At 69.8% G+C, this 21,367-nt stretch carries 15 protein-coding genes; 10 read left to right on the plus strand and 5 right to left on the minus strand.

The window, feature by feature from the left end; all coding sequences use genetic code 11:
- Nucleotides 1-337: 337 nt before the first annotated feature.
- Complete coding sequence (eccB, locus tag ACIQNG_RS37410; RefSeq protein ID WP_401491490.1) at nt 338-1,867, plus strand: type VII secretion protein EccB; 1,530 nt, start codon at nt 338-340, stop codon at nt 1,865-1,867.
- 191 nt (nt 1,868-2,058) lie between these two features.
- Complete coding sequence (gene mycP / locus ACIQNG_RS37415) at nt 2,059-3,309, plus strand: type VII secretion-associated serine protease mycosin (RefSeq protein WP_401491492.1); 1,251 nt, start codon at nt 2,059-2,061, stop codon at nt 3,307-3,309.
- A 10-nt stretch (nt 3,310-3,319) separates the two neighbouring features.
- Here the strand turns inward: mycP and ACIQNG_RS37420 are convergent, their stop codons facing one another.
- From ACIQNG_RS37420 to ACIQNG_RS37430, 3 genes are read right to left on the minus strand one after another with little or no spacing between them, the layout of a single operon-like run.
- Nucleotides 3,320-3,910, minus strand: coding sequence for a hypothetical protein (locus ACIQNG_RS37420; protein ID WP_401491494.1), 591 nt, complete (start codon nt 3,908-3,910; stop codon nt 3,320-3,322).
- 2 nt (nt 3,911-3,912) lie between these two features.
- Nucleotides 3,913-6,225, minus strand: coding sequence for a hypothetical protein (locus ACIQNG_RS37425; protein ID WP_401491496.1), 2,313 nt, complete (start codon nt 6,223-6,225; stop codon nt 3,913-3,915).
- A 30-nt stretch (nt 6,226-6,255) separates the two neighbouring features.
- Nucleotides 6,256-6,768, minus strand: coding sequence for a hypothetical protein (locus ACIQNG_RS37430; protein WP_401491498.1), 513 nt, complete (start codon nt 6,766-6,768; stop codon nt 6,256-6,258).
- A gap of 780 nt (nt 6,769-7,548) precedes the next feature.
- Here ACIQNG_RS37430 and ACIQNG_RS37435 point away from each other — a divergent pair.
- From ACIQNG_RS37435 to ACIQNG_RS37455, 5 genes are all read left to right on the plus strand, one after another.
- Entirely contained in the window at nt 7,549-7,950 is a 402-nt protein-coding gene (locus ACIQNG_RS37435; protein ID WP_401432769.1) for a hypothetical protein, read from the plus strand.
- A 2-nt stretch (nt 7,951-7,952) separates the two neighbouring features.
- The gene (locus ACIQNG_RS37440) at nt 7,953-9,770 is read left to right on the plus strand and encodes a hypothetical protein (protein WP_401491500.1); all 1,818 of its coding nucleotides are present in this window, start codon (nt 7,953-7,955) and stop codon (nt 9,768-9,770) included.
- A gap of 90 nt (nt 9,771-9,860) precedes the next feature.
- Nucleotides 9,861-11,087, plus strand: a complete 1,227-nt coding sequence (locus tag ACIQNG_RS37445) for a S8 family serine peptidase (RefSeq protein WP_401491513.1) — start codon at nt 9,861-9,863, stop codon at nt 11,085-11,087.
- Between the two features lie 148 nt (nt 11,088-11,235).
- Complete coding sequence (locus ACIQNG_RS37450) at nt 11,236-11,583, plus strand: hypothetical protein (RefSeq protein WP_401432775.1); 348 nt, start codon at nt 11,236-11,238, stop codon at nt 11,581-11,583.
- Between the two features lie 79 nt (nt 11,584-11,662).
- Nucleotides 11,663-11,959: a WXG100 family type VII secretion target gene (locus ACIQNG_RS37455; RefSeq protein WP_401432777.1), complete on the plus strand. Its 297-nt coding sequence runs from the start codon at nt 11,663-11,665 to the stop codon at nt 11,957-11,959.
- Nucleotides 11,960-12,332: 373 nt separating this feature from the next.
- Here ACIQNG_RS37455 and eccCa read toward each other — a convergent pair whose 3' ends face one another.
- Nucleotides 12,333-16,307: a type VII secretion protein EccCa gene (gene eccCa, locus ACIQNG_RS37460; RefSeq protein WP_401491503.1), complete on the minus strand. Its 3,975-nt coding sequence runs from the start codon at nt 16,305-16,307 to the stop codon at nt 12,333-12,335.
- Between the two features lie 428 nt (nt 16,308-16,735).
- Here eccCa and eccD point away from each other — a divergent pair, with 428 nt between their 5' ends.
- Together eccD and ACIQNG_RS37470 are read left to right on the plus strand one after the other, a co-directional pair.
- Nucleotides 16,736-18,244 carry a type VII secretion integral membrane protein EccD gene (gene eccD / locus ACIQNG_RS37465; RefSeq protein ID WP_401432860.1) on the plus strand — a complete coding sequence of 503 codons (1,509 nt, stop codon included), beginning with the start codon at nt 16,736-16,738 and terminating at the stop codon, nt 18,242-18,244.
- Nucleotides 18,245-18,707: 463 nt separating this feature from the next.
- Nucleotides 18,708-20,198 (plus strand): PQQ-binding-like beta-propeller repeat protein, encoded by a 1,491-nt coding sequence (locus ACIQNG_RS37470; RefSeq protein WP_401491505.1) that lies wholly within the window; start codon nt 18,708-18,710, stop codon nt 20,196-20,198.
- A gap of 205 nt (nt 20,199-20,403) precedes the next feature.
- On the opposite strand, the gene ACIQNG_RS37475 is transcribed toward ACIQNG_RS37470, so the two are convergent.
- The gene (locus ACIQNG_RS37475) at nt 20,404-20,730 is read right to left on the minus strand and encodes a DUF397 domain-containing protein (protein WP_401432786.1); all 327 of its coding nucleotides are present in this window, start codon (nt 20,728-20,730) and stop codon (nt 20,404-20,406) included.
- A gap of 277 nt (nt 20,731-21,007) precedes the next feature.
- Here ACIQNG_RS37475 and rpsO point away from each other — a divergent pair, with 277 nt between their 5' ends.
- Nucleotides 21,008-21,295 carry a 30S ribosomal protein S15 gene (rpsO, locus tag ACIQNG_RS37480; RefSeq protein WP_401432789.1) on the plus strand — a complete coding sequence of 96 codons (288 nt, stop codon included), beginning with the start codon at nt 21,008-21,010 and terminating at the stop codon, nt 21,293-21,295.
- Nucleotides 21,296-21,367: the final 72 nt, after the last annotated feature.

Below are 21,367 nucleotides of genomic sequence, written 5' to 3' on the forward strand. Positions count from 1 at the left end.
CCCGGACCCGACCCCGGCGCCGCTCCTGGCCCGGACCCCGGCCCGGACCCCGATCCTGACCCCGGTCCTGCCCCCGATCTCGTCCCCGACCCCGATTGCGATCGCGACCGGATCCGCGGTGCGGAAGCCATCACTCCAAACCCCCCGAAGTCTCCCGAAATCCCTCGCGCACAGGTCCTTTCAAGCCCTGAGCACCCTACCCGTGCCACATGTACGGCCACGCAACAGGCATAGTAGGGGCCGGGTCTGACAATCGAGTCACCTGAGGCAACCGAGGGCGGGGGAAAGGCTCTTCACGGGTCCCCCATGGCTCCGCACGGGGAGAGAGCGGACACACATGGCATCACGGCGCGATGAACTCAACGCCTACACCTTCGCGAAGCGCCGCACCCTCGCGTCGTTCCTGCGGCCCTCGCCCTCGGGCTCCGAGGAGGGGGCGCCCAAGCCGCTGAGCGCGGTCTGGCCCGGGGTGGTCGTGGGGATCGTGATCCTGGCGGTGTTCGGTGCCATCGGCCTGTTCAGCCCCACCGCGCCCAAGGGCTGGAACACCCCCGGCGCGCACGTCATCGTCGCCAGCGACTCCACCACGCGCTACGTCGTCCTGAAGACCGGCGAGGACACCCAGCTGCACCCCGTGCTCAACATGGCCTCCGCGAAACTGCTGCTGGACCCGAAGAAGAACAGCGTCATCACGGTGGACGAGAAGGTCCTCGACAGCGGGAAGCCCCCGCACGGCGCCACCCTCGGCATCCCCTACGCCCCCGACCGCCTGCCCTCCGCGGGCGAGGCCGAGAAGGCCAAGCGCTGGGCGGTGTGCGAGCGCCCCGGCGAGGGCGGCCGGGCCATCCAGAACGCGGCTTTCCTGTTCGCCGAGAAAGAGTGGTCCAAGACCGAGGGCAGGAACAAGCTCAGGGGCGGCGACCTGATGTACGTCGTCGGACCCGACGGGAAGACGCAGTACGTGGTCGACCCCGGCGGCGCCGCGTACAAGCTCCAGGACCCGTCCGACAACGAACTCCTCAAGGCCCTCGACACCCAGGGCCGGGCACCGCAGCGCGTCTCCCAGGACTGGCTCGACACCCTCCACCCCGGCGACCCGCTGGCCATCCCGGAGATCGACGGCAACCCCGGTGAGCCCGCCGACGCCCTCGCCGACAGCACCCTGGACGACGTCGACAAGGTCGGCATGGTCATCCGGGCGTTCGAGGGCCAGCGGATGCAGTACTACGTCGTCCAGCCCGGCGAGGTCGCCCGCATCTCCGAGTTCACCGCCACGCTGCTGCTCAACAGCAGTGCCCTGGTCGCCGTCGGCCAGGCGGGCGAGGCCCACCAGGTCAGCCCCGGCGCGGTGGCCGACAGCGTCGCCTTCGGCGGGGAGCGCGACTGGCCCGAGTACAAGCCGCGGATGGTCAACGACCCCGGCGCGGCGAGCGGTCGGGACGTCGTCTGCAACGTGCTGCGCTCGGTCGACGGCGACAGCGGCCGTACGACGCTGTCGACCTGGGTCGGAACCGACTTCCCGTCGGCGCTGCCCACCGGCTCCTCCAGCGCGTACGTGACGCCCGGCTCCGGTCAGCTCTACCGCCAGTTCCAGGGCACCGAGACCGGCGCGGGCAGCGTCTTCCTGGTCACGGACACCGGCCTGCGGTACGCCATGCAGTCCAACAGCGACAGCGCCACCGACGACCAGGGCATCGGCACCTCCGAGAAGCAGCGCGAACAGGAGCTGAACGAGGCGAGGATCGCCCAGACCCGCCTCGGCTACGAGCAGGTCACCCCGTCGCCGGTCCCCGCCGAGTGGTCCACCTTCCTCCCGACGGGCCCCCGCCTGTCGGAGGCGGCGGCACGGCAGCCGCAGGGTTCGTGACCGGACGGGGCGGGCGCGTGTCGATGTCGAGGGCGAGCGGGACGACGGTGTCGGAGAAGGCCGAAGGCGTGAGGATGCGGAGTGCGACGGACGGGCAAGGCATGACGGTTCTGAGGCCGACGACAACGCTCGACGGCACGGCGCGGCCGACCCGAACAACCCGAGCGGCCCGAACGACAGGAACGACCCGGATGGCCCGGACGGTCCGCAGGTCGACGACGGTCCTGGCGGCGACGGCCCTGACAACCTCGGCCCTCCTGCTGGCCCCGCCGGCGCCGCAGGCACGGGCGGACGGCGGCCAGTGCACCTTCCCCTCGAAGAAGTACGAGGGCCGCCCCTGGTCCCTCCAGCGTCTCAACCTGGACGAACTGTGGGCCCAGTCGAAGGGCGAGGGCGTCCAGGTCGCCGTCATCGACACCGGCGTGGACATCAAGAACCCCCAGCTCAAGTCCGCGGTGGACGCGTCCAAGGGCGAGAACCTCCTTCCCAAGAAGAACAAGGAGGGCGAGGAGATCGACCGGGGCGCGGAGAACGGCACCACGGACACGGTGGGCCACGGCACCCGCGTGGCCGGCATCATCGCGGCCCGCCCGGCCGAGGGGACGGGCTTCGTGGGCCTCGCCCCCGAGGCGACGATCATCCCCATCAAGCAGAACGACGCGGAGGGCAACGGCACGGCGGCGACCCTCGCGACGGCGATCAACCACGCGGTCGCCGAGGGCGCCGACGTCATCAACATCTCCCAGGACACGGCGAACGCCGTGAAGCCCGACGAGGCGTTGAAGCAGGCCGTCGACCAGGCCCTGGAAGCGAAGGCCGTGGTCGTGGCGTCAGCGGGCAACGACGGCCTGGGCGGCAACGTGAAGGTGACGTACCCCGCGTCCTACGAGGGTGTCCTCGCCGTCGCCTCCTCCGACCGCAACAACGAACGCGCCCCCTTCTCCCAGTCCGGCGGATTCGTCGGCGTGGCGGCCCCCGGCGTCGACATGATCTCCACGGTCCCCGGCGACGGCCACTGCCCCGACAACGGCACCAGTTTCTCGGCCCCCTACGTCGCCGGGGTCGCGGCCCTGCTCAAGTCCAAGTACCCCGACTGGACGGCCCGGCAGGTCGTCGCCCAGATCGAGCAGACCGCCGAGCGCACCATCCCCGGCCACGACCGCCTCGTCGGCTGGGGCGTCATCGACCCCGTCAAGGCCCTCACCGACGTGGACCCCGCCAACCCCCTCGAATCCCCCCGGCCCGACCCTCCCGCCCCGGCGGGCGAGGCCCCCTCGGTCGCCCCCGTCCACTTCGGCGAAACAGCGACCGAACGCAACACCCGCCTCGGCACGTACGTGGTCGTCGGCGGCCTGGTCCTGGTGGCGGGCCTGACCGGCACGGCGGTGGCCGTACGGGACTCCCGACGCCGTCGGCCGACCACACCCGGCGAGCCGACTTGACCCCCACCCCTCAGAGCGCACCCCCGGTGCACTCGTCCGACCGCTCGACCTCTTCGATGTAGGCGAGAATGATGCGCTTCATGGCGTCGGCGTCTTCGTGTTTCGACCCTTCGGCCTGAACAGACGCGTACAACTCTTGCCCGTACTTCGTGTCGACACAGGTACGAGTCTTTCCGAAACCCTGGTTGCCGGAGTACAGGATCCGGTCTCCCTCAAGTGAACGATCGGGCCGGTCCAGGGTCTGGCCGGCAGCGAAGTAGGCGGTGGACTTTCCTTCCGCGATCCACGCCTGCATCGTGACGATGACCAGCGCGCCCTCGATGACCACTTTGCAGCTCTTGATGCCTGACCCATCGCTGCCCGTCACGGAGATCTCCCGCCCCGGCGGAAGGAACGGCTCCAGAGCCTTGGTGTCGATGGGAGTCCCGCACAATGAGCGCGGGGTGGCATATTCGCGCGCCGCTTCTTCACCGGAACATCCGGTGAAGAGTAAGAAAAGCGCAAGCGCGGCGGGACCGGCCATCACGTAACGGCGCGCCGAAGGTACACGTCGCTGAGACACGCGATCCAATCCGTCTGGACTGCTGAGACCGGCAGTCATCTTCATTCTCCTGCCAGAATTCCGGGGATCTGCCCCTCAAGGATCGCCTGGGAATTCAGATATCCCTGGCGTGCCGATTCGCGTGCTGTGGTGGCGATTTCTGCGCCATCCAGATCGTACTTCTCTGCTGCGCTTCGGGCTGCGTTGTCGGTGATGGTGGTGTTCTGCTTCCACCCTTCCTGCCAGACCTGCCCACCGGTCTTCGTGGCGTTCGCCACTGCGTTGCCCTCAGCGTCCTTGAAAACCGTCTCCAGGATCATGCTGGTGGTTGTGGCGGCGAATCCACCAGCCGCAGCGCCAACCCAGGGAGTCGCGAGAAACGACGCTCCCACAGCAACACCAGTGCCAATCGTTCCCGAGATCAGATTCTTCCGCTGGGCCACTGAGTGGGCGTATTCCTTGTCTTTTTCGGATGCTTGCTCGCCGATGTATTCTTTCGCACCGAGTCCTAGCGTGCCGGAGATTTCACCTGACCTCGATGCGATCGGTTCCACGAGTGCCTCGTAATTGTCGGTGATTCGTAGGTCGGCCGGCAGATCCGGATTCAAATGGTAGTCGAAGAGTCGCCCCAAGTACGCCTTCTGGCCGACCTCGACGGCAGCGTAACCTTCCGGGTTCTGCCCGATGGTAAAGAGGAGTTGACTCACGGCGGTGTGTTCAAACACCGCCTCCGAGCCAGCGATGGGATACATCCTTGCAACCCCCTCCCAGTCCTGAGCCCCCGGGCTCCTTTCCACTGTGCTGATCGCCCGATTAATATCCGGCAAATACTCCGAAGTGATCTGACCGATACTGTCGGACATATACGTGCTGTTCGTCAGACGCTCCGGATCATCCGCGATGGAAGCGACAAGGCTCTCCATGAGCTTGGTCTGCTCCGGGTTGTGGGCGGGGGTGTCGGCATTCGGTAGCTCACCCGCCGGGTGCCCCGTGGTGGCGGCCTCCAGGGCCAAGCCCAACGTGTTCTTCCCGGTATTCAACTCCTCACCCGTAAGACTCGTCTCGCGTGGCCACTGCCGTTCCTCGAAGAGGTACTGGAAGTTCGAGAGGGTGACCTTGCCCTCCCTGCCGTTGCCGTCGGTGTCCCGCTGGAACGGGTTGTCGGGGTCGCTCCGGGAGATGAACTCCTGGTTGAAGAAGTCGGTCGCCGCGTCAGGGCTGTTGGAGAGGCCCTTGAGGAACCCCGTGAAGGGATCGCTCCCGCTGTCCTCGCCGATCCGGTTGAGCCAGGGATCGGCGCTGTCGTGCCGCCACGCGGAAGCCTCACGCTCACCGTTGCCGGTCAGTTCGCGCTCGGTGGCCATGAGCCTGGTCCCGTAGTCCTTCAGGAACTGGTCGTCGTAGTCCCCGGTCCGCATCAGGTTGCTCATGACCTGGAAACCCACAGGCCCGCTGCCCCCGGTGAGCGGCTTGTCGCCGATGTCGATCATCGTGCGCTTCCACTCGCTCATCGCGACCGAGTCGCTCTGCGTGGCATGGGCCAGCGTCAGTCCGAGATGCCGCTGAAGGTCGTCGAACTGATCCAGACGCTGCTGTTCCAGTTCGTAGTTCGCCCGCCGCGGATCGCTCACCCCGGCCCAGAATTCCAACGTCCCCTGCGGCCCGAGCGCCGTGGCGAACGCCTCGGCGAACAACTCGTCGTCCGCGTACTGCGCAAGTCCCTTGTTGAGGAGATCGAACTCCCGGACGCTGAGACTCTCCGGGTTCCGCCCCGCCAGCCTCGCCAACTCCGCGGCCTTCCGCAGCGCTTCCTGAGCCGCCTCCCGGTCGTTGTAGTCGACCTCGGTGAAACCCAGCCGGCTCTGATCCGCGATCGCCTTCAGAATCTTCTGAGCGGAGTCGTCGCTCTCGGTGGCCTGGTCCAGGATGCGCTGAATCTGATCCCGGAGGCTCGTGACCGCCGTCTGATCACCCGCGCCCGCACCGCCCTCGCCCTGCCGACCGTCACCGCCCGCGACGGCGACGGTGAAGCCACCTTCGCGGCCGACGACCGTCAGATCACGCCTTCGGCCGCCCTCGATCGCCTCCGTGAGCTGCCGGTGATATTCCTTCAGCTCATTGCGGGTGTCCTCCAGAACCCGGTGGATCGTCCTGGCCTGACTGTGCGCGTCACTGAACTCGCCCGCCGTCTTGCCGATGAACTCCTTGGTCACCTGGGCGTTCACCCCGGCCCAGTCCGCCCGGTTGGCGGCCTGATGTAACTCGTCCTCGGCATCTGTCTTGAGACTCTCTAAACTCTTGACCAGGGTCGACCAGTCCTTGACCGCCTCGTCGAGCGGCTTGAAGTCGGCATTGCGCAATACGTCGAGATCCATGAGGTTCCCCAGAGAGTACGAGTAGCGGTTCTACTCTTCCTTCGCGTTCTTCCCGCCGTACACAGGGTTGTTCTTCCCGGGTTGGCCCACCCGGTCATCGAAACCCGCGTCCAGCAGAGCGATGCTGCTCATCTGCCGCACGATGTAGTTCTCGTCACCGGAGTGGATGTTCTTGGTGACCTGGAGATGATTCGTGATCTGCGCGCAGGCGTCCATCAGGGACTTGAGCTGTTCTTGCCAGCGGTTCGACACATGGCGTAGCCCACCGCCCAGGGCAAAGCCCTGCTGGGAAAGGCTTCCGGCCGCCGATTCACTGCTGGGAACGGCCACCCGGGCCTTGTCCCACAGCGCGTTGTACAAATCGTGCGCCGACTTGCCGATCTTCGTCAGTGAAGCGTTCGCCACCTTCAGGTCCCCGTACCGGCTCGGTCCACCGGCCGTACCCGGAGAACCGTCACCGGGATCCAGCTGATTCAGTTGCATCTGCGTGGACTGGCGCTCGGCCGCCTGAGCCTTGAGCTGTTCCCACTCGTCCCATGCCATGGGTGAAATCCCATTCCCCTTGTGCGCGGCCCCCAGGTGGCGCCTGACGCAGGCGCAGTGCGAATCCTCACGCTGCGGAGCCGACAAGTTAGCAACAGTCACCGAGCCGGCCCGGCGCAAGGAGTGCGGTTCACGCCATTCACTTGACGTACGGCCGGGGAAGGGATTCGAGGGTCCTGACCGCCCGCCGGTTTCCTCGGCAAGCCAACCGGGAAACCGTTTCGTCTGCCGTGGTGTCGCAGCCGACCCGACCCCTCTCGACCGAGGAACGGCGATCGTGCCGGCCGACGGACCGTCACGGTCCCCCACGCGGACGCAGCGCGGGGGCGGGCCGGACCGCCGGAGACCCCCCTCTCAAAGTCCTCCGGACAGGTGAAGTCCGCCGTCGGTCGGCCCGTGGCGTCCCCACGCCCGGCGTGCGCCGGTGCAGGCCAGACCCCCCGCCCGTAGAAGTCCCGTGAAGATCGCGGATGGTGTCTGGTGAGTCGCGTCGCGCACCGGGCGCACCGGGCAGAGTGGAGGTCCGGGACTCCGCGCACGCCGGAACCGCAAAGCGGCGAACCGGGCAATTCGCAGGGGCTGGTACAGGGTTGTAACTCAGCTGAGGCGCGCCCCGGTTGGAGTCGATGTGCGGATTGTCTACAGTGGTAAAGACGTTGTTAGCTGCGGCTCGCTTTGCGATCGTGTGGCCGGATGGTTCGGTCACCGGGGGCCGTGACGGGTGGACGCAACGGGGAAACGGGGGAGAAGCGTCATGCTTCTGACAGAGGTGATGGGCGCGTGACAGACCTCAAGGTCGACGAGGCGCTCAAAGTGTTCGTGGGTCGGGTCGACGCGGTGCTCCGGGATCTTGAGAAGTCGGCCGGCAACCCCACGAAGGTGGGTGGACAGACGATCAGCGAGGCGTCGCTGGGGCGGGGATCCTCGGTCTTCCCCGAGCCGTTGGCGCTGTACTCCCAGTACGACAGGGTGCACAGCGAGCTGACGAAGCTCTCCAGGACGCTGCATCTGCAGATCGAGGCGTTCGGCATCGCCACCAAAGGTGCGGCCGACGGTTTCGACACCCTTGAGGAAGAGCAGCGCAGGAGGTTCTGGGAGATCCAGGGCAAGATCCGCGCGCTGCAGCGGGACGACACGACCGACGGCACGCGCGGCAACGACGGCCAGGCCGGAAAGGCGTGACGATGACGGACGAGCAGCACCAGGAAGACATCGAGCGGGCCGCCAACTGGAACTCCTTCGCCGACCTCGCCCGCACCTACGAGAACCCGAAGGGCGGCGGCCTCTTCACCGGCCTGATCAACGGCACCATCCGGGCCGCGGTCGGAGCCACCGAGCCGGGCCGGGCCGTCTTCGGGAGCACGGACTTCGGCGGCACGGACCTGCGCCTCAATCAGCTCATCGACTTCATCGACGAGGCCAACCCGGAGGACCTGGAGACATCCGGCCAGGCCCTGTGGGACGCACGGGACGCCATCAAGGACGCGGCCAAGGACCTGGAAGGGCACATCAGCGCCGTCTCCTTCTCCTGGCTGGGTGTGGCGGCCGGCGCCTTCACCCAGTGGAGCAAGGACCTTGTCCAGAACACCGCGCTGCTGAGCGACTTCGCAGGCAGCGCCGGTGACCAGATCAGCTCCGCCGCGGTCGGACTCGCCTCGGTGCGCGGCGCCATGCCGAAGCGTGACCCGGCGAACCGTAAGCGCCCCGAGTCGTACAGCGAGACGGAGAAGGCAGCCAACAAGGAGGAGTACGCGGACGCCGTCCGGGTGGAGAAGGACCGCCAGGAGGCCATCAACCAGCTGAACCGGCTGGCGTCGTACTACGCAGTCTCCAACCAGCAACTCGCGTCCCTCACTCCGCCGAACTTCAGTGCGCCACCACCGGTGGGTGTGCCCAAGCCGCGTAGGACGTCCGGGCCGGGCCCCGGCACCGGGGACGGCCGGCGAGAATCTCCCGCGCGCCAGTACGGCGGGCCGGACGACACCGGACGTACGGGCCCCGACGGAACGCGCGAGCCGTCGTCCCCGCCGCCGGTCGAGGTCAACGGCAAGGTCACCTACCCGGACGCCCCGGTCCGCCCGGACGTCGACGGGCCGGTGCGCCCGAACCCTCAGGAGCCGGTGCGGACGAACATCGACAGCGTGGACACCCTGTCCCCGCCCGTCACCCCGGCCCCGAATGGTCTCACCCCGCCGTCGCAGCCGGTCGGCAACCCGCCCCAGACCGGTGGACAGCCCGGTCCGTTCGGCCCCTACGCCCCGATCAGCAACGCCAACGGCCGCCCGAACGGCCCCGTCGGCGGCCCACGCAACGCCGCCGCCCCGGTCCAGGGCCGGCCGACACCCGGTCCGACGGGCCCCGGCGGCGGTCGGCCCTCGGGGCCCGGGTCGCCGGGGATGTTCGGTCGGCCCACCGCACCGGGTCAGTCGGGGCTCAACGGGCCCAACTCCGGTTCCCGCGGCTTCCCGATGGGCGGCCCCGGCATCACCGGCGGCACACCGCGCCCCGGCGGCGGTCCGGGTGCCGCGCGGCCCGGAGCGGGACCCGCCACCGGTGCGGGCCGTGCCCACGGGGTGGTCGGCGGCCAGCCGTCGAACACTCGCGGATCCGGCACGCGCAACGGGTCGCAGATCCCCCGAGGCACCGTCGTCGGAGCGAACCCGGCGAACAACGCCCGACCCGCGGCAGGCCGACCGGGACAAGCCGGCGTCATCGGAGCGCCTCCGGCCACGAACCGGCCCGGCTCCAGTACGACGTCCCGCGCGGCCAGGGGCACGAGCCCGGCCGTCACCGGCAACCCCTCCGGGCGGAACTCCGCCTCGGGCGCCGAACGCAACGGGATGACCCGGGGCGGCGCCGGGCTGCTCCGCGGTCCCGGCAACCGGCGGCCCGGCGACGAGGAGGAGGCGGAGGGAACCACCCGCCCCGACTACGTGGTCGAGGACGAAGAGACCCATCTGCCGAACAACCCGCGGCGCGACGTGCCGCCGGTCATCAACTGAGCGCGAGCGAGGACTGACAACGCCATGACGTCTGGGACCAGCCGACGAGCCGGCAGGGCCGCGCTCCGCGGGACGCCGGGCAGAGGACGCCTGCGCACCGTGAGCGCCCTCGTCGGTGCCCTGGCCACGGTCGGTGTGGGGCTCGCCCCCGGCGCCGGAGCGGTCGACGCTCAGTCCAGCCAGTGGTACCTGGAACCGATGCAGGCCGAGAAGATGTGGCGGACCAGCACAGGGGAAGGCGTGAAGGTCGCGGTCATCGACACCGGGGTGAAGCCCGACACGCCCTCGCTCAAGGGGCAGGTCCTGGCCGACGAAGTCCCCGAGTCCGCCTCCTACGGCGCCACCGACGACTACAGCGGGCACGGCACGAGCATGGCCGAACTGATCGTAGGCACCGGCAAGGGCGGCGGCATCCAGGGACTGGCACCGGGAGCGAAGGTCATCCCCTTCCGCGTGGCACTGGAAGGACTCAAGCAGGGACCCGAGTACGACAAGACGACGGAGACCTGGGACGCGCTCCGGGCGGCAGCCGACTCCGACGCGAAGATCATCAGCATGTCCTTCGGCGGTATGACGACCGAGGAGGACGACGCTGCCGTCGAGTACGCCGCCTCCAAGGGCAAGCTTCTCGTCGCCGCCCTGGGCAACGACGGGTTCACCGACAGCCCGGCGGACACTCCCTACGTGATCGGTGTGGCCTCGGTCGACTCGTCCATCAAGGTCGCCGAGGGCTCTCCCGCCGGAGACTTCGCGGACCTCGCCGGACCCGGCGTCTCCATCCCCGGCTGGTGCGACGCCACATTCACCTCCTACTGCAACGCCAACGGCTCCAGCTCCGCCACCGCCCTCGCCGCCGCCTCCGCCGCCCTGATCTGGTCCGCCCACCCCGACTGGACCGTCAACCAGGTCACCCGCGCCCTGGTCGACACCGCGGGCCGGGAGTGGCCGAAGGACGACCCGAGCAAGTACCTCGGCTACGGCTTCGTACGCCCCCGTATCGTCCTCGACAACCCCGACTACGACGCGGGCAAGCCGAACGTCGACCCGCTCGCCGAGGAGAACGGCGGAGACCTGCTGGCGAAGGCCGGGGAGAAGAAGGGCGAGGCCACGCCCGCGCCCTCCGGCTCCTCTGCATCAACCTCGTCACAGGCCCCGCAAGGGGGTTCGACCGAGGGCACTTCGGCGGCAGGATCTGAAGCGGCGGACGCCCCGTCCGACGACGGCGGCTCGCTCTGGTACATCCTCGGCCCCGCGGCCGTGGTGATCGTGGCCGCCGGCGTGGGTGCCGCCGTACTGCGCGCCCGCCGGGCGAGGTGACGACGACATCACTCGACAAGCTGCCCGAACCATCCACCGAGCCGAACGCCGCTCAAGCGGCGGCACCACCGGCTCAGGAGCGTGCCCGCCCCGGTGAGGCGGGCACGTGGGACACAGAAGAAAACCGACACAGGAAGGGCAGGTCACTATGGCTACCGACCAGAAGCTTGAAGATGCCGCAGTAGTCCAACTGCAGAAGCAGATGTTCGAGAAGTACGAGAACATCCGCAAGCGGGTGGCCAACCTCCAGGGCGTCATCGACGGGCTCGAAGGCCAGTGGCAGGGTATCGGCCGCGCCGAGTTCGACCGCAAGCAGTACGAGATCAACGAGTCCCTCAAGGGCATCGGCGGCATCCTCAGCGAGGTCATGGAGGCCATGACCACGGCGCGCAACATCAAGGACACCAAGGAAGACGAGGTGCGCGCCTCGGTCAACCGGATCAACCTCAACGACGGTGCGCCCACGGTCCAGTCGTCCGCGTTCAACTCCATGTGAGAACCGCCCCGCACGGCGGCACGGCGGCGGACGACCGCACGCACCACCCGGCACCCACCATCGAGACGAGGTAGACAGCATGCGTAACAACGAGGGGCTCTCCGTCACTTATGACGGACTCGACTTCGCGGCCACGAAGATCGGTAACGAGGCCAAGCAGCTTGAGCAGGACCTCCAGGAACTCCGCCAGATGGTCGAGCGGAGCCGCGAGTACTGGGCCGGCGAGGCCCAGGGCCAGTTCGGCGAGAAGCTGCGCCGCTGGGACAAGGAGGCCAACGACATCCACACGGCGCTGATGGGCATCGGCCAGGTCGTCGGCCAGTCCGGCGGTACGTACATGGAAGGCGACAAGAAGGCCGCCAGCTACTTCGTGTAGGCCAGCTACTTCGTGTAGGCCGGGTACTTCGTGTAGGCCGGGCTTCTCCACACGCCGCAAGCGGCAAGCAGCAGGCCGAGCGGCAGGCAGTACCGCAACACCGCAACATCCCGGGGTGGGCGCGCGCGGGAGGCGCCCACCCCGCTGCTGTGCCGTACCCCGGAAGAGGCTTCCGGTACGGCACAGCAGCAGGAGTGGGGGCCGCGCTCATCGCGCGGCCCCCACTCCTGCTGGGGCCCTCGGCCCGTTGCATCCTCGAACCCTCAGCTCCTTGCGCGCCCCTCCGCCCGCCTCCGCCCGCCTCCGCCCGCCTCCGCCCTCCGGCCCGGCGCCTCGAACCCTCAGGCCGTCTCGAACCAGGCCCTCCAGGACGTCAGTGCCGTTCCTCCGGCACCAACCCCACCTGAACCAACGGCTTCCCCCGCTTCCGCGAGACGAAGACACCCCGCCCCGGAGGCATCGTGCGCGGCCGTACGCCGCCCAGCAGATCGCCCTCGGCCGGGTCGCCGGCCAGGACGATGCCCTGGGCGCCGAGTTCCTTCATACGCTGGATGAAGGGCTCGTAGCCCGCGCGGCCGGCGCCCGCGGTGGAGCGGGCGATGATGAAGCGGACGCCCACGTCACGGGCGAAGGGCAGCAGCTCCGTGAGCCCCGCCAGCGGGTTGCCGCTGGACGTGGAGACGAGATCGTAGTCGTCGATGACGATGTACACCGTCGGACCGGACCACCAGCTGCGGTCCCGCAGTTGCGCCGCCGTCACCTCCGCCGTCGGCGTGCGGCGCTGCATGAGGTCGGCCAGGGCGTCCATGTGGTGCTGCATCTGGTTCGACATGGGGATGTACTCGGCCAGATGCGTGGGCGGGGTGACACCCAGCAGGGAGCGCCGGTTGTCGACCACGAACAGCTTGCAGTCGTTGCCGTCGTACCGCTCGCCGAGCCGCTGCACCAGCAGCTTCAGCAGGTTGGACTTGCCCGACTCGCTCTCGCCGTAGATGAGGAAGAACGGATCCGTCTCGAAGTCGATGAAGACCGGCTCCAGGTTGTCCTCGTCCAGCGCGAAGGTGACCCCCCGCTCCGGGAAGCGGTCGCCGGGCGGGAGCTGGGCCGCCGGGAACTCGCGCGGCAGCAGCCGCACCGCGGGCGCCCCGGGCTGCTGCCAGTGCCGGGTGACCTCGGCCGCCAGCGCCTGTGCCGCCTCGGCGAGGTCGGTGTCGGACGACAGGCCGTCGATCCGCGGCACCGCCGCCATGAAGTGCTGCTTCTGCGGGGTCTGGCCCCGGCCCGGCACCCCCGTCGGGACGTTCGCCGCGACCTTGCGGTCGAACTCCGAGTCCATCGGGTCGCCGAGCCGCAGCTCCAGACGGTTCATCAGATGGTCCTTGAGGTTGGAGCGGACCTCCATGGACCGGGACGCGGTGAGGATGACATGGACGCCGTAGCCCAGGCCGCGCGCCGCGATGTCCAGGACGAAGGGCTCCAGCGCCTCGTAGTCCGTACGGAAGTTGCCCCAGCCGTCGATGATCAGGAACACATCGCCCCACGGCTGGTCCGTCACCGGGATGTCGCCGCGCGCGCGGCGACTGCGGAACTCGGCGATGGAGGAGATCCCGGCGGTACGGAAGTACTCCTCGCGGCGGGTCAGGATGCCGTACACCTCCGCCGCCGTACGCCGGACCTTCTCCGGGTCGAGCCGGGAGGCGACCCCGCCCACATGGGGGAGACCGGAGACGGCCGCGAGGCCGCCGCCGCCGAAGTCGAGGGCGTAGAACTGCACCTCGTACGGCGTGTGCGTGAGTGCGAAGGACGCGACGATCGAGCGCAGCAGGGTGGACTTGCCGGACTGCGGGCCGCCCAGGATCTGCATATGCCCGGCCGCGCCGCCGAAGTCCGTCCACAGCGGGTCGCGCCGCTGCTCGTACGGCTTGTCCACGAGGCCGACGGGGATGACCAGCCGCCCCGCGCCCTCATAGCCGGGCTGGGTGAGCCCGCGGCCCGGCACGGCCGCCAGGCCCGGCAGCAGCGAGTCCAGCGAGGGCGGGCTGTCCAGCGGCGGCAGCCACACCTGGTGCGCCGCCGGACCCTGCGCCTCCAGACGGCGCACGATCACATCGAGCACGGTGTCCGCGAGCGCGTCGTCCGGCCGGCTCGGCTCCTCCTCCTGCCGCTGCGACGGCACCGCCACGTACTGCACGGGCACCTGCGCCGCCGTGAACATCACCGGCCTGCGGTCCACCGGCAGCGGACCGCCGTACGACGCCGCCTGCTGGGCGCTGCTGCGGTACACCCCGGAGACGTACGCCGCCTTGAAGCGGATCATTTCGTCCGTGCCGAACTTCAGGAAGCCGGAACCCGGGACATTCGGCAGTTCGTAGGCGTCGGGGACGCCGATCGCGGCCCGCGACTCGGCCGCCGAGAAGGTGCGCAGACCGATCCGGTACGACAGATAGGTCTCCAGGCCGCGCAGCCGGCCCTCCTCCAGACGCTGCGAGGCAAGCAGCAGATGCACACCGAGGGAGCGGCCGATGCGGCCGATCTGGACGAACATCTCGATGAAGTCCGGCTTGGCGGTCAGCAGCTCGCTGAACTCGTCGATGACCAGGACGAGGGAGGGCAGCGGCTGGAGCGGGGCGCCGGCCGCGCGGGCCTTCTCGTAGTCGTGGATGTTGGCGTAGTTGCCCGCGTCGCGGAGCATCTCCTGGCGGCGGTTCAGCTCACCGCGGATGGAGTCGCCCATCCGGTCCACCAGCGTCAGGTCGTCCGCGAGGTTGGTGATCACGGCCGCCACGTGCGGCATCTGGGCCATGCCCGCGAAGGTCGCCCCGCCCTTGAAGTCCGCGAGGACGAAGTTCAGGGTCTCGGAGGAGTGGGTCACGGCGAGACCGAGCACCAGCGTGCGCAGCAGCTCGGACTTGCCGGAACCGGTGGCGCCGACACACAGCCCGTGCGGGCCCATGCCCTCCTGCGCCGCCTCCTTGAGGTCCAGCATCACCGGCCGGCCTTCCTCGCCGACCCCGATCGGCACCCGCAGCCGCTCGGACTGCGAACGGGGCCGCCAGGTGCGCCGGGGGTCCACGGAGGCCGCGTCGCCCAGGTTCAGCAGGTCGGTGAACTCCAGGTTGGCGAGCAGCGGTTCGTCGTCGTCCCCGCCCGACGCCATGCGCAGCGGCGCGAGCTGCCGGGCCAGTGCCTCGGCACCCTCGTACGCCAGCACCTCCGGCGTGCCCTCGTAGACCATGCCGTGGGCCGACTCCAGGCGCAGCTCGCGCGGGTGGACGACGATGGACAGGTCACCGCGTCCGGCGGTCAGCTCGCCGGGCACCACCTCCAGGACCGTGACGCCCTGGAGGCCCTCCGGGCTGGCGAGCAGCGAGGTGGGCGGCAGCGACACTCCGTCGAGGACCACTACCACGTGCGGCTGCTCGGGCACCGGCTGGCCGTCCGGGTGGAAGCGCGGGCGGCCCTGGAGGCGGGTGCCCAGCAGCTCCTCCAGCTCCAGCGGGTTGGTGGTGATCAGCCGCAGGCTGCCCGCGCCGTCCGCGCTGCCGCGCGCCTGCGCGTGCGGCAGCCACTTCACCCACTCCCACTCACCGGCCGTGTCGCGCGCGGTGGCGACCGCGATGACCAGATCCTCCGGGGACTGCATCGAGGCGAGCGAGGCGGTGACCGCGCGCGCGGCACCGCGCACGGTGACCGGCTCCCCGCTGATCGTCACGTGGTAGAAGGCGCGCAGCGAGACCGCCATCGGCAGATCCTCGACCGTGGAGTGCGTGGCGAGGAAACGCTGCATCGCGCCCGTGGTGAGCGGCTCCAGCTGATCCACCGGGGCGCTCTGCGGCGGCAGCAGGGGAGTGGCCAGCGACTGCGGGCCGAGGCCCACGCGCACCTGCCCGAAGTCCTCGTCGCCGGTGCGACGTTCCCAGACCCGGCTGCCCTCGGCGACCAGCGCCCACAGTTGCTCGGGTGAAGGATGGAGGTAGTACTGGGCGTCCCGCTGCGCCTGGGCCGTCTTCTGCGCGTCCCGGCGGGTCTGCGACAGGTAGTGGAGGTAGTCACGGCGCATGTCGGCCATCTGGCCCTGATTGCCCCGTCGGTAGCGGATCAGCATCGCGACGCCCATGGCGATGGTCGAGGCGATCATCACCATGCCCATGATCTTCATGAAGGGCTGGGCCTGCGGGTTGAAGAAGAACACCACCGAACCGCCCATGCCGAGCATGGGCAGCAACTGCATCAGGGCGCCTTCCTGCTGCCCGCGCGGCAGTTCCGGCGGCGGCTGTAGCACGACCTCGCTCGTGGGCACTTCCTTCGGCAGTGCCCGCGGTGGGCGCTTGACGACGATGTGACTCACTTCGCACCAATTCCCTTGCCGGGCCGATCCGTTCCGTCCGCCGCCCCGTGTCCGGCGAACGTCGATCGTCCAGCGCGATCCTACTGACCCCCACCGACAACGGCGGGCGGTAGGGTGCCCGTGAGACGTGTGAGCAGTTGCGAATCCGGCCGGGAAAACCGGGCAATCTGCAACGTTCGATAACGTTCGATGCGCGCGCTCCCCGCCGGCTCCCGGGCGCCGTGGCGCCTTCCACCGGCGAAGCGGGCGGGACAGCACGACGTACGCACGGCGGGACGGGAACGACGTATCCACGGCAGGACGGGAACGACGTACCCACAGCGGGACGGCACGACGTACACACGAAGGTACACAGGATCGTTACAGGCGGATGTGCGCCCCGGCGACGCGCCCGCCGTCAGCGAGACGAGGGGGAACAGCAGGTGAGCATGACGGCCTCCGCGCCGGCCGGCAGGTCCGGCGGAGCGGGCAGCGCGGCCCCTTCCGGGGCGGGCACCGGGTTCGGATTCTGCCGGGTCACCATCGTGGCCCCGGACAGCCGCATCGACGTGGCGCTGCCCGACGACGTACCCGTCGCCGACCTCTACCCGGAGATCCTGCGGCTCTCCCAACAACGCCCCACCGAGGGCGCCCCGGTCGGCTACCACCTCGTACGCCGCGACGGCACCGTCCTCGACGGCTCCCGCTCCTTCGCGGCCCAGCGCATCCTCGACGGCGAACTGCTGACCCTGCGTCCGTTCGCCGAGTCCCTGCCGCCCGCCGTCTTCGACGACGTGTCCGAGGCGGTCGCCCGCGCCGTCACCGAGGACCGCACCCTGTGGAACGGCACCCTCACGCGCGCGGCCGGTCTCGTCGCGGGCGGCATCCTGCCCACCCTGCTCGCCTTCGTGGCCTGGAGCAGCCACGTCCACCACGACATGCACAGCCTCCAGGGCATCCTCGCCGCCGTCACCGGTGTCCTCCTGGTCACCATCGCGTGCGTCCGCGCGCGCGTGTACGACGACCGCGGCTCGGCCGTCGCCCTGGGACTCGGCGCGCTGCCCAACATGGCCGTGGCCGGCTCCGGACTGCTGCCGCTCGCCGACGGTGAGGGCATCGGCCGGCTCCAGTTCCTGCTCGCCTGCGCGGCCGTCCTGGTCGCCGCCGTGGTGCTGACCCTGATCTCACCCGGCGGCGACGGCCCGTTCGTGGCGTTCGTCTTCGCCTCGATGATCGGGCTCATCACCACCTTCATCGCGATGCTCACCGAGCTGAGGCCCATCGAGACGGCCGCCGTCTGCGCCCCGCTCGCGGTGTGCGCGCTCGCCTTCCTGCCCGGCCTGTCCATGCGCTTCGCCCGGCTGCCCATCGGCTTCGAACCGCCCAACCCCGCCCGCGGCTACGGCAACGACGAGCCCACCCCACAGGAGCCCGTCGACGCCGAGCGCATCGCCGCGCAGGCCCGCCGCGGCCACGAACTCCTCGTCGGCCTCGTCGGCGGCTGCGCCCTCGTCACCGTCGGCGCCGCCATCGTCCTGAGCTTCTCCACCGACCTCTGGGCCCAACTGCTCGCCCTCGCCACCGGCATCGCGATGCTGATGCGGGCCCATCTGTTCCGCTACACCGCCCAGGTCGCCGCCACCCTCGCCGCCGGTCTCGCCTGCCTCGTCTTCCTCGGCCTCGGGCTCGCCCTGAACCCGCCGCTGGAGTACGTACGCGACGCGCTCACCGGCGACACCACCGCGCTCGACATCCGCACCGTCTGGCTCGCCGCGGCGCTCGGCGCGGCCACCGCCCTGGTCACCGCGATCGGCCTGGTCAGCCCGCGCCGGGGCGTGACGCCCTTCTGGGGCCGCTTCATGGAGATCGCCGAGGCGTTCGTGCTCCTGACGCTGGTGCCGCTGGCACTGGCCGTGTTCGAGGTGTACGCGTCAGCACGGTCGATGGCAGGCAACTGACCCGCCACCCGCGCGACCCCCGGCCGACGGACTGATCCGGCCGACGGACTGATCCGGCCGGGGGACCGCCCCCTCCCGGGCCTGTGCATCCGCTCGGGCAGCGGCCAGAGGCGGCGCGGTATCGGCGTGGGCGTAGACGCGGGTACGGCGGGCGGAGACTCGGGCACCGGACGCACTCGCCGGGGACGCTCTTGAGAGGCGGCCCCCACAGCCGGATGCCCGGAGCCGGGGAAGACCACGGCTCCCGGGCAGAGCCTCAGGGCCCGCCAGAAGCAGCGCCACCGCCATGCCACGGGCCATCCGTCCCACGGGCCATCCGTCCTACGGGCCTACGTGCTTACGGGCCGACGCGCCCACGCGTCTACGCGCCCACGCGCCTGAACGCGGGCGGCGAAGCCCCGGCCGACCGACCCCAACACCACACGAAAGGCATCCCAGCGTGAGTTTCGGCCCGCCCCATTCCATGTACACCGAGTCCCAACGCGCGGCCGAGGGCCGGCGCACGCGGCGGCGGTTCCGGCTGCTCGGGGCGGCTGCGGCGGCCGTACTGCTCGTCGCGGCAGGCGTCGGCACCTGGCTCGCGGTCTCCGGCGACGACACGCCGTCCGACGACAAGCCCGCCGCCGTCCAGCAGCACCCTGACGAGGTCCGCGAGACGGTCGAGAAGACGCCCGCCTCACCCGAGGGCCAGATGATGCTCCACCAGCGTGAGGCGGGCCTGGAGAAGTTCAAGAACGGCGACGAGCGCTACGCCCCCGGCACCTGGGCCACCGGCAAGACCTTCGCCAAGGGCATGGCCGACAAGATCCTCGGCTTCGAGGTCGCACCGGACTCCGAGAAGCCCGTCTGGACCCTGAAGCTCGGCGGCCACCTCTGCGCCACCAGCGAGCACGTCACGGCGGACGGCCGTACGGCGGTCGTCGTACAGCCCCCGAAGCCGGACGGGGACGCGGCCGAGGGCGTCTGTGACCAGGTGGTGTTCTTCGACATAGACACCGGCAAGAAGCTGTGGCAGGCCACCATGCCCTCGGCCGGCTCCGCCTTCGTCACCAACACCAACATCACCCTCACGCGCGGCGTGGTGGCCGTCGCCTGGGGACAGGGCTCCGTCGCCTACGACATGAAGAACGGCCGCCAGCTCTGGAACGGCACCACCGCCTCCAACTGCGAGGACGAGGGCTTCGCCGGCGGACGCGCCCTGCTGGCCCTGCTCACCTGCGGCTCCGGATCCGGCGCCGCTTCCGATGACACCTACCGCGTGGAGAAGCTGGACCCCCGCACCGGCAAGGCCGAGTGGACGTACAAGGTCGCGGACGGCGTCCAGGATGTCTTCCTGCCCTCGTCCGAGCCGCCCGTGCTCGCCGTCGCGGCGGGCGACACCATGGTGACCGAGCTGATCACGCTCGACGCCGAGGGCAAGCACCAGGCCACCGTCTCCATGTCCGGCCGCCACGACCCGGAGTGCGGCGCACGGTTCTTCGGGTCGCCGTACTTCGGTGTGATCGAGAACTGTGACGCGCTGGTGGTCGGCCGTGACCTGCTGTTTCTCGCCTCCACGGAGGAGATGTCGCTCGACCAGCCTGACAACTGGATCGTGGCCTTCGACGTGAAGACCGGCAAGACCGCCGGGAAGTTCGAGGGCCGCCCCTTCCAGCCGGTCTCCCCGCTCCGGATGAGCGGCGACGAACTGCTGATCCACCGGCAGAGCCGCAGCGAGGTCGAACCGGCCGCCGTGGTGAGCTGGAACCCCCGCACCGACAAGGCGACGCCGCTGCTCCTGTTCGGCCTGCCGCAGGAGGACGGCGACAAGCTCGGCGACCTGGAGTGGTCCGACATCGTGGTCGAACAGGGCCGCGTCTTCTTCTCCAGGCGGTCGCTCTCCCCGGACGAGAAGGACCCCGAGGCCGCGGTGATCGCGTCGATCGGAGTGGGAAGCTTCGGACTCAAGCACTGACACGGTCCAGCGGACAGGGGACAGCAGACGGCAGACAGGGGACAGCGGACAGGGGACAGGGGACAGGGGACAGGGGACAGGGGACAGCGGACAGGGGGAGGAGGGGCGGCACACACACGCCGCCCCTCCTCCCCCTGCAACAAGTCCCACAAGTCCCACAGTCACAGCAGGCGACCCACAGCACAGCGGGTCGCCGCCGGACCGCCTACTCCTGCGGCAGCCCCCCGTTGTGCGGCGCCGGCGTCAGATCGAACTCGCCGTCCCGCGCCCCCAGCACGAAGGCCCGCCATTCCGCCTCGGTGTACCGCAGCACCGTGCCCGGGTCGAGCGAGGACCGCATCGCCACGGCACCGTCGGGCAGGTACGCGATCTCGACCCGCTCCTCGTGCTGCTCGGTGCCCGGCGCGCTGTGCCACTCCACGCCGGAGATGTCCAGCGCGTACAGTTCGTCCCGCTCCCGTTCCTTACGCGCCTTGACGTCGGCGTCCACCTGCCCGCCGTCGACCTTCTGCCCGTTCACTTCCTCCGCCATGGCGAAGCGACCCCTTCCCGACCGTTCCCGACCTGCGGATGCATCCGGCGTTCACCCTAGTGGCCGCAGCCGGGACCGGCGGTCGGGTTCGGACACCGCGGTCGGGCCCGTCGCCGCCTGCTGGTACTCTGGGCGACGGCCGTTTGTGTACGCACCCCCGGAGCCCCGCGCCCCGGCGGTCGCGCCCAGCGGATCCCCGCCACCCGAGTTGTGGAAGCTCCCCCGAGACAGAGACCGGGGGCACTCGGTGGCCACTCACAGACTACGAGGAGTACGCGTGCCGCTCGACGCCGCTACGAAGAAGCAGATCATGGGCGAGTTCGCCACCAAGGAGGGCGACACCGGCTCCCCCGAGGTCCAGGTCGCGATGCTCTCCCGCCGGATCTCGGACCTGACCGAGCACCTCAAGACCCACAAGCACGACCACCACTCGCGCCGGGGTCTGCTCATCCTGGTCGGTCAGCGCCGCCGGCTGCTGCAGTACCTGGCCAAGAAGGACATCCAGCGCTTCCGTACGCTGGTCGACCGCCTCGGCATCCGCCGCGGTGCGGCGGGCGCCAAGTAAGACGCCGTGAAGGGGAGCGGTTCCTGTGATCAGGGGACCGCTCCCTTTGCGTACGTACGGAAACGTGCGCGT

The sequence above is a fragment of the Streptomyces sp. NPDC091377 genome (assembly GCF_044757045.1).
Lineage (GTDB): Bacteria > Actinomycetota > Actinomycetes > Streptomycetales > Streptomycetaceae > Streptomyces.

What these genes read in the sequence shown, in the direction of transcription:
- eccB (WP_401491490.1), top strand. Translation starts at nt 338, where the DNA reads ATGGCATCACGGCGCGATGAACTCAACGCCTACACCTTCGCGAAGCGC.
- mycP (WP_401491492.1), top strand. Translation starts at nt 2,059, where the DNA reads ATGGCCCGGACGGTCCGCAGGTCGACGACGGTCCTGGCGGCGACGGCC.
- ACIQNG_RS37420 (WP_401491494.1), bottom strand. Translation starts at nt 3,910, where the DNA reads ATGACTGCCGGTCTCAGCAGTCCAGACGGATTGGATCGCGTGTCTCAG.
- ACIQNG_RS37425 (WP_401491496.1), bottom strand. Translation starts at nt 6,225, where the DNA reads ATGGATCTCGACGTATTGCGCAATGCCGACTTCAAGCCGCTCGACGAG.
- ACIQNG_RS37430 (WP_401491498.1), bottom strand. Translation starts at nt 6,768, where the DNA reads ATGGCATGGGACGAGTGGGAACAGCTCAAGGCTCAGGCGGCCGAGCGC.
- ACIQNG_RS37440 (WP_401491500.1), top strand. Translation starts at nt 7,953, where the DNA reads ATGACGGACGAGCAGCACCAGGAAGACATCGAGCGGGCCGCCAACTGG.
- ACIQNG_RS37450 (WP_401432775.1), top strand. Translation starts at nt 11,236, where the DNA reads ATGGCTACCGACCAGAAGCTTGAAGATGCCGCAGTAGTCCAACTGCAG.
- ACIQNG_RS37455 (WP_401432777.1), top strand. Translation starts at nt 11,663, where the DNA reads ATGCGTAACAACGAGGGGCTCTCCGTCACTTATGACGGACTCGACTTC.
- eccD (WP_401432860.1), top strand. Translation starts at nt 16,736, where the DNA reads ATGACGGCCTCCGCGCCGGCCGGCAGGTCCGGCGGAGCGGGCAGCGCG.
- ACIQNG_RS37470 (WP_401491505.1), top strand. Translation starts at nt 18,708, where the DNA reads ATGTACACCGAGTCCCAACGCGCGGCCGAGGGCCGGCGCACGCGGCGG.
- ACIQNG_RS37475 (WP_401432786.1), bottom strand. Translation starts at nt 20,730, where the DNA reads ATGGCGGAGGAAGTGAACGGGCAGAAGGTCGACGGCGGGCAGGTGGAC.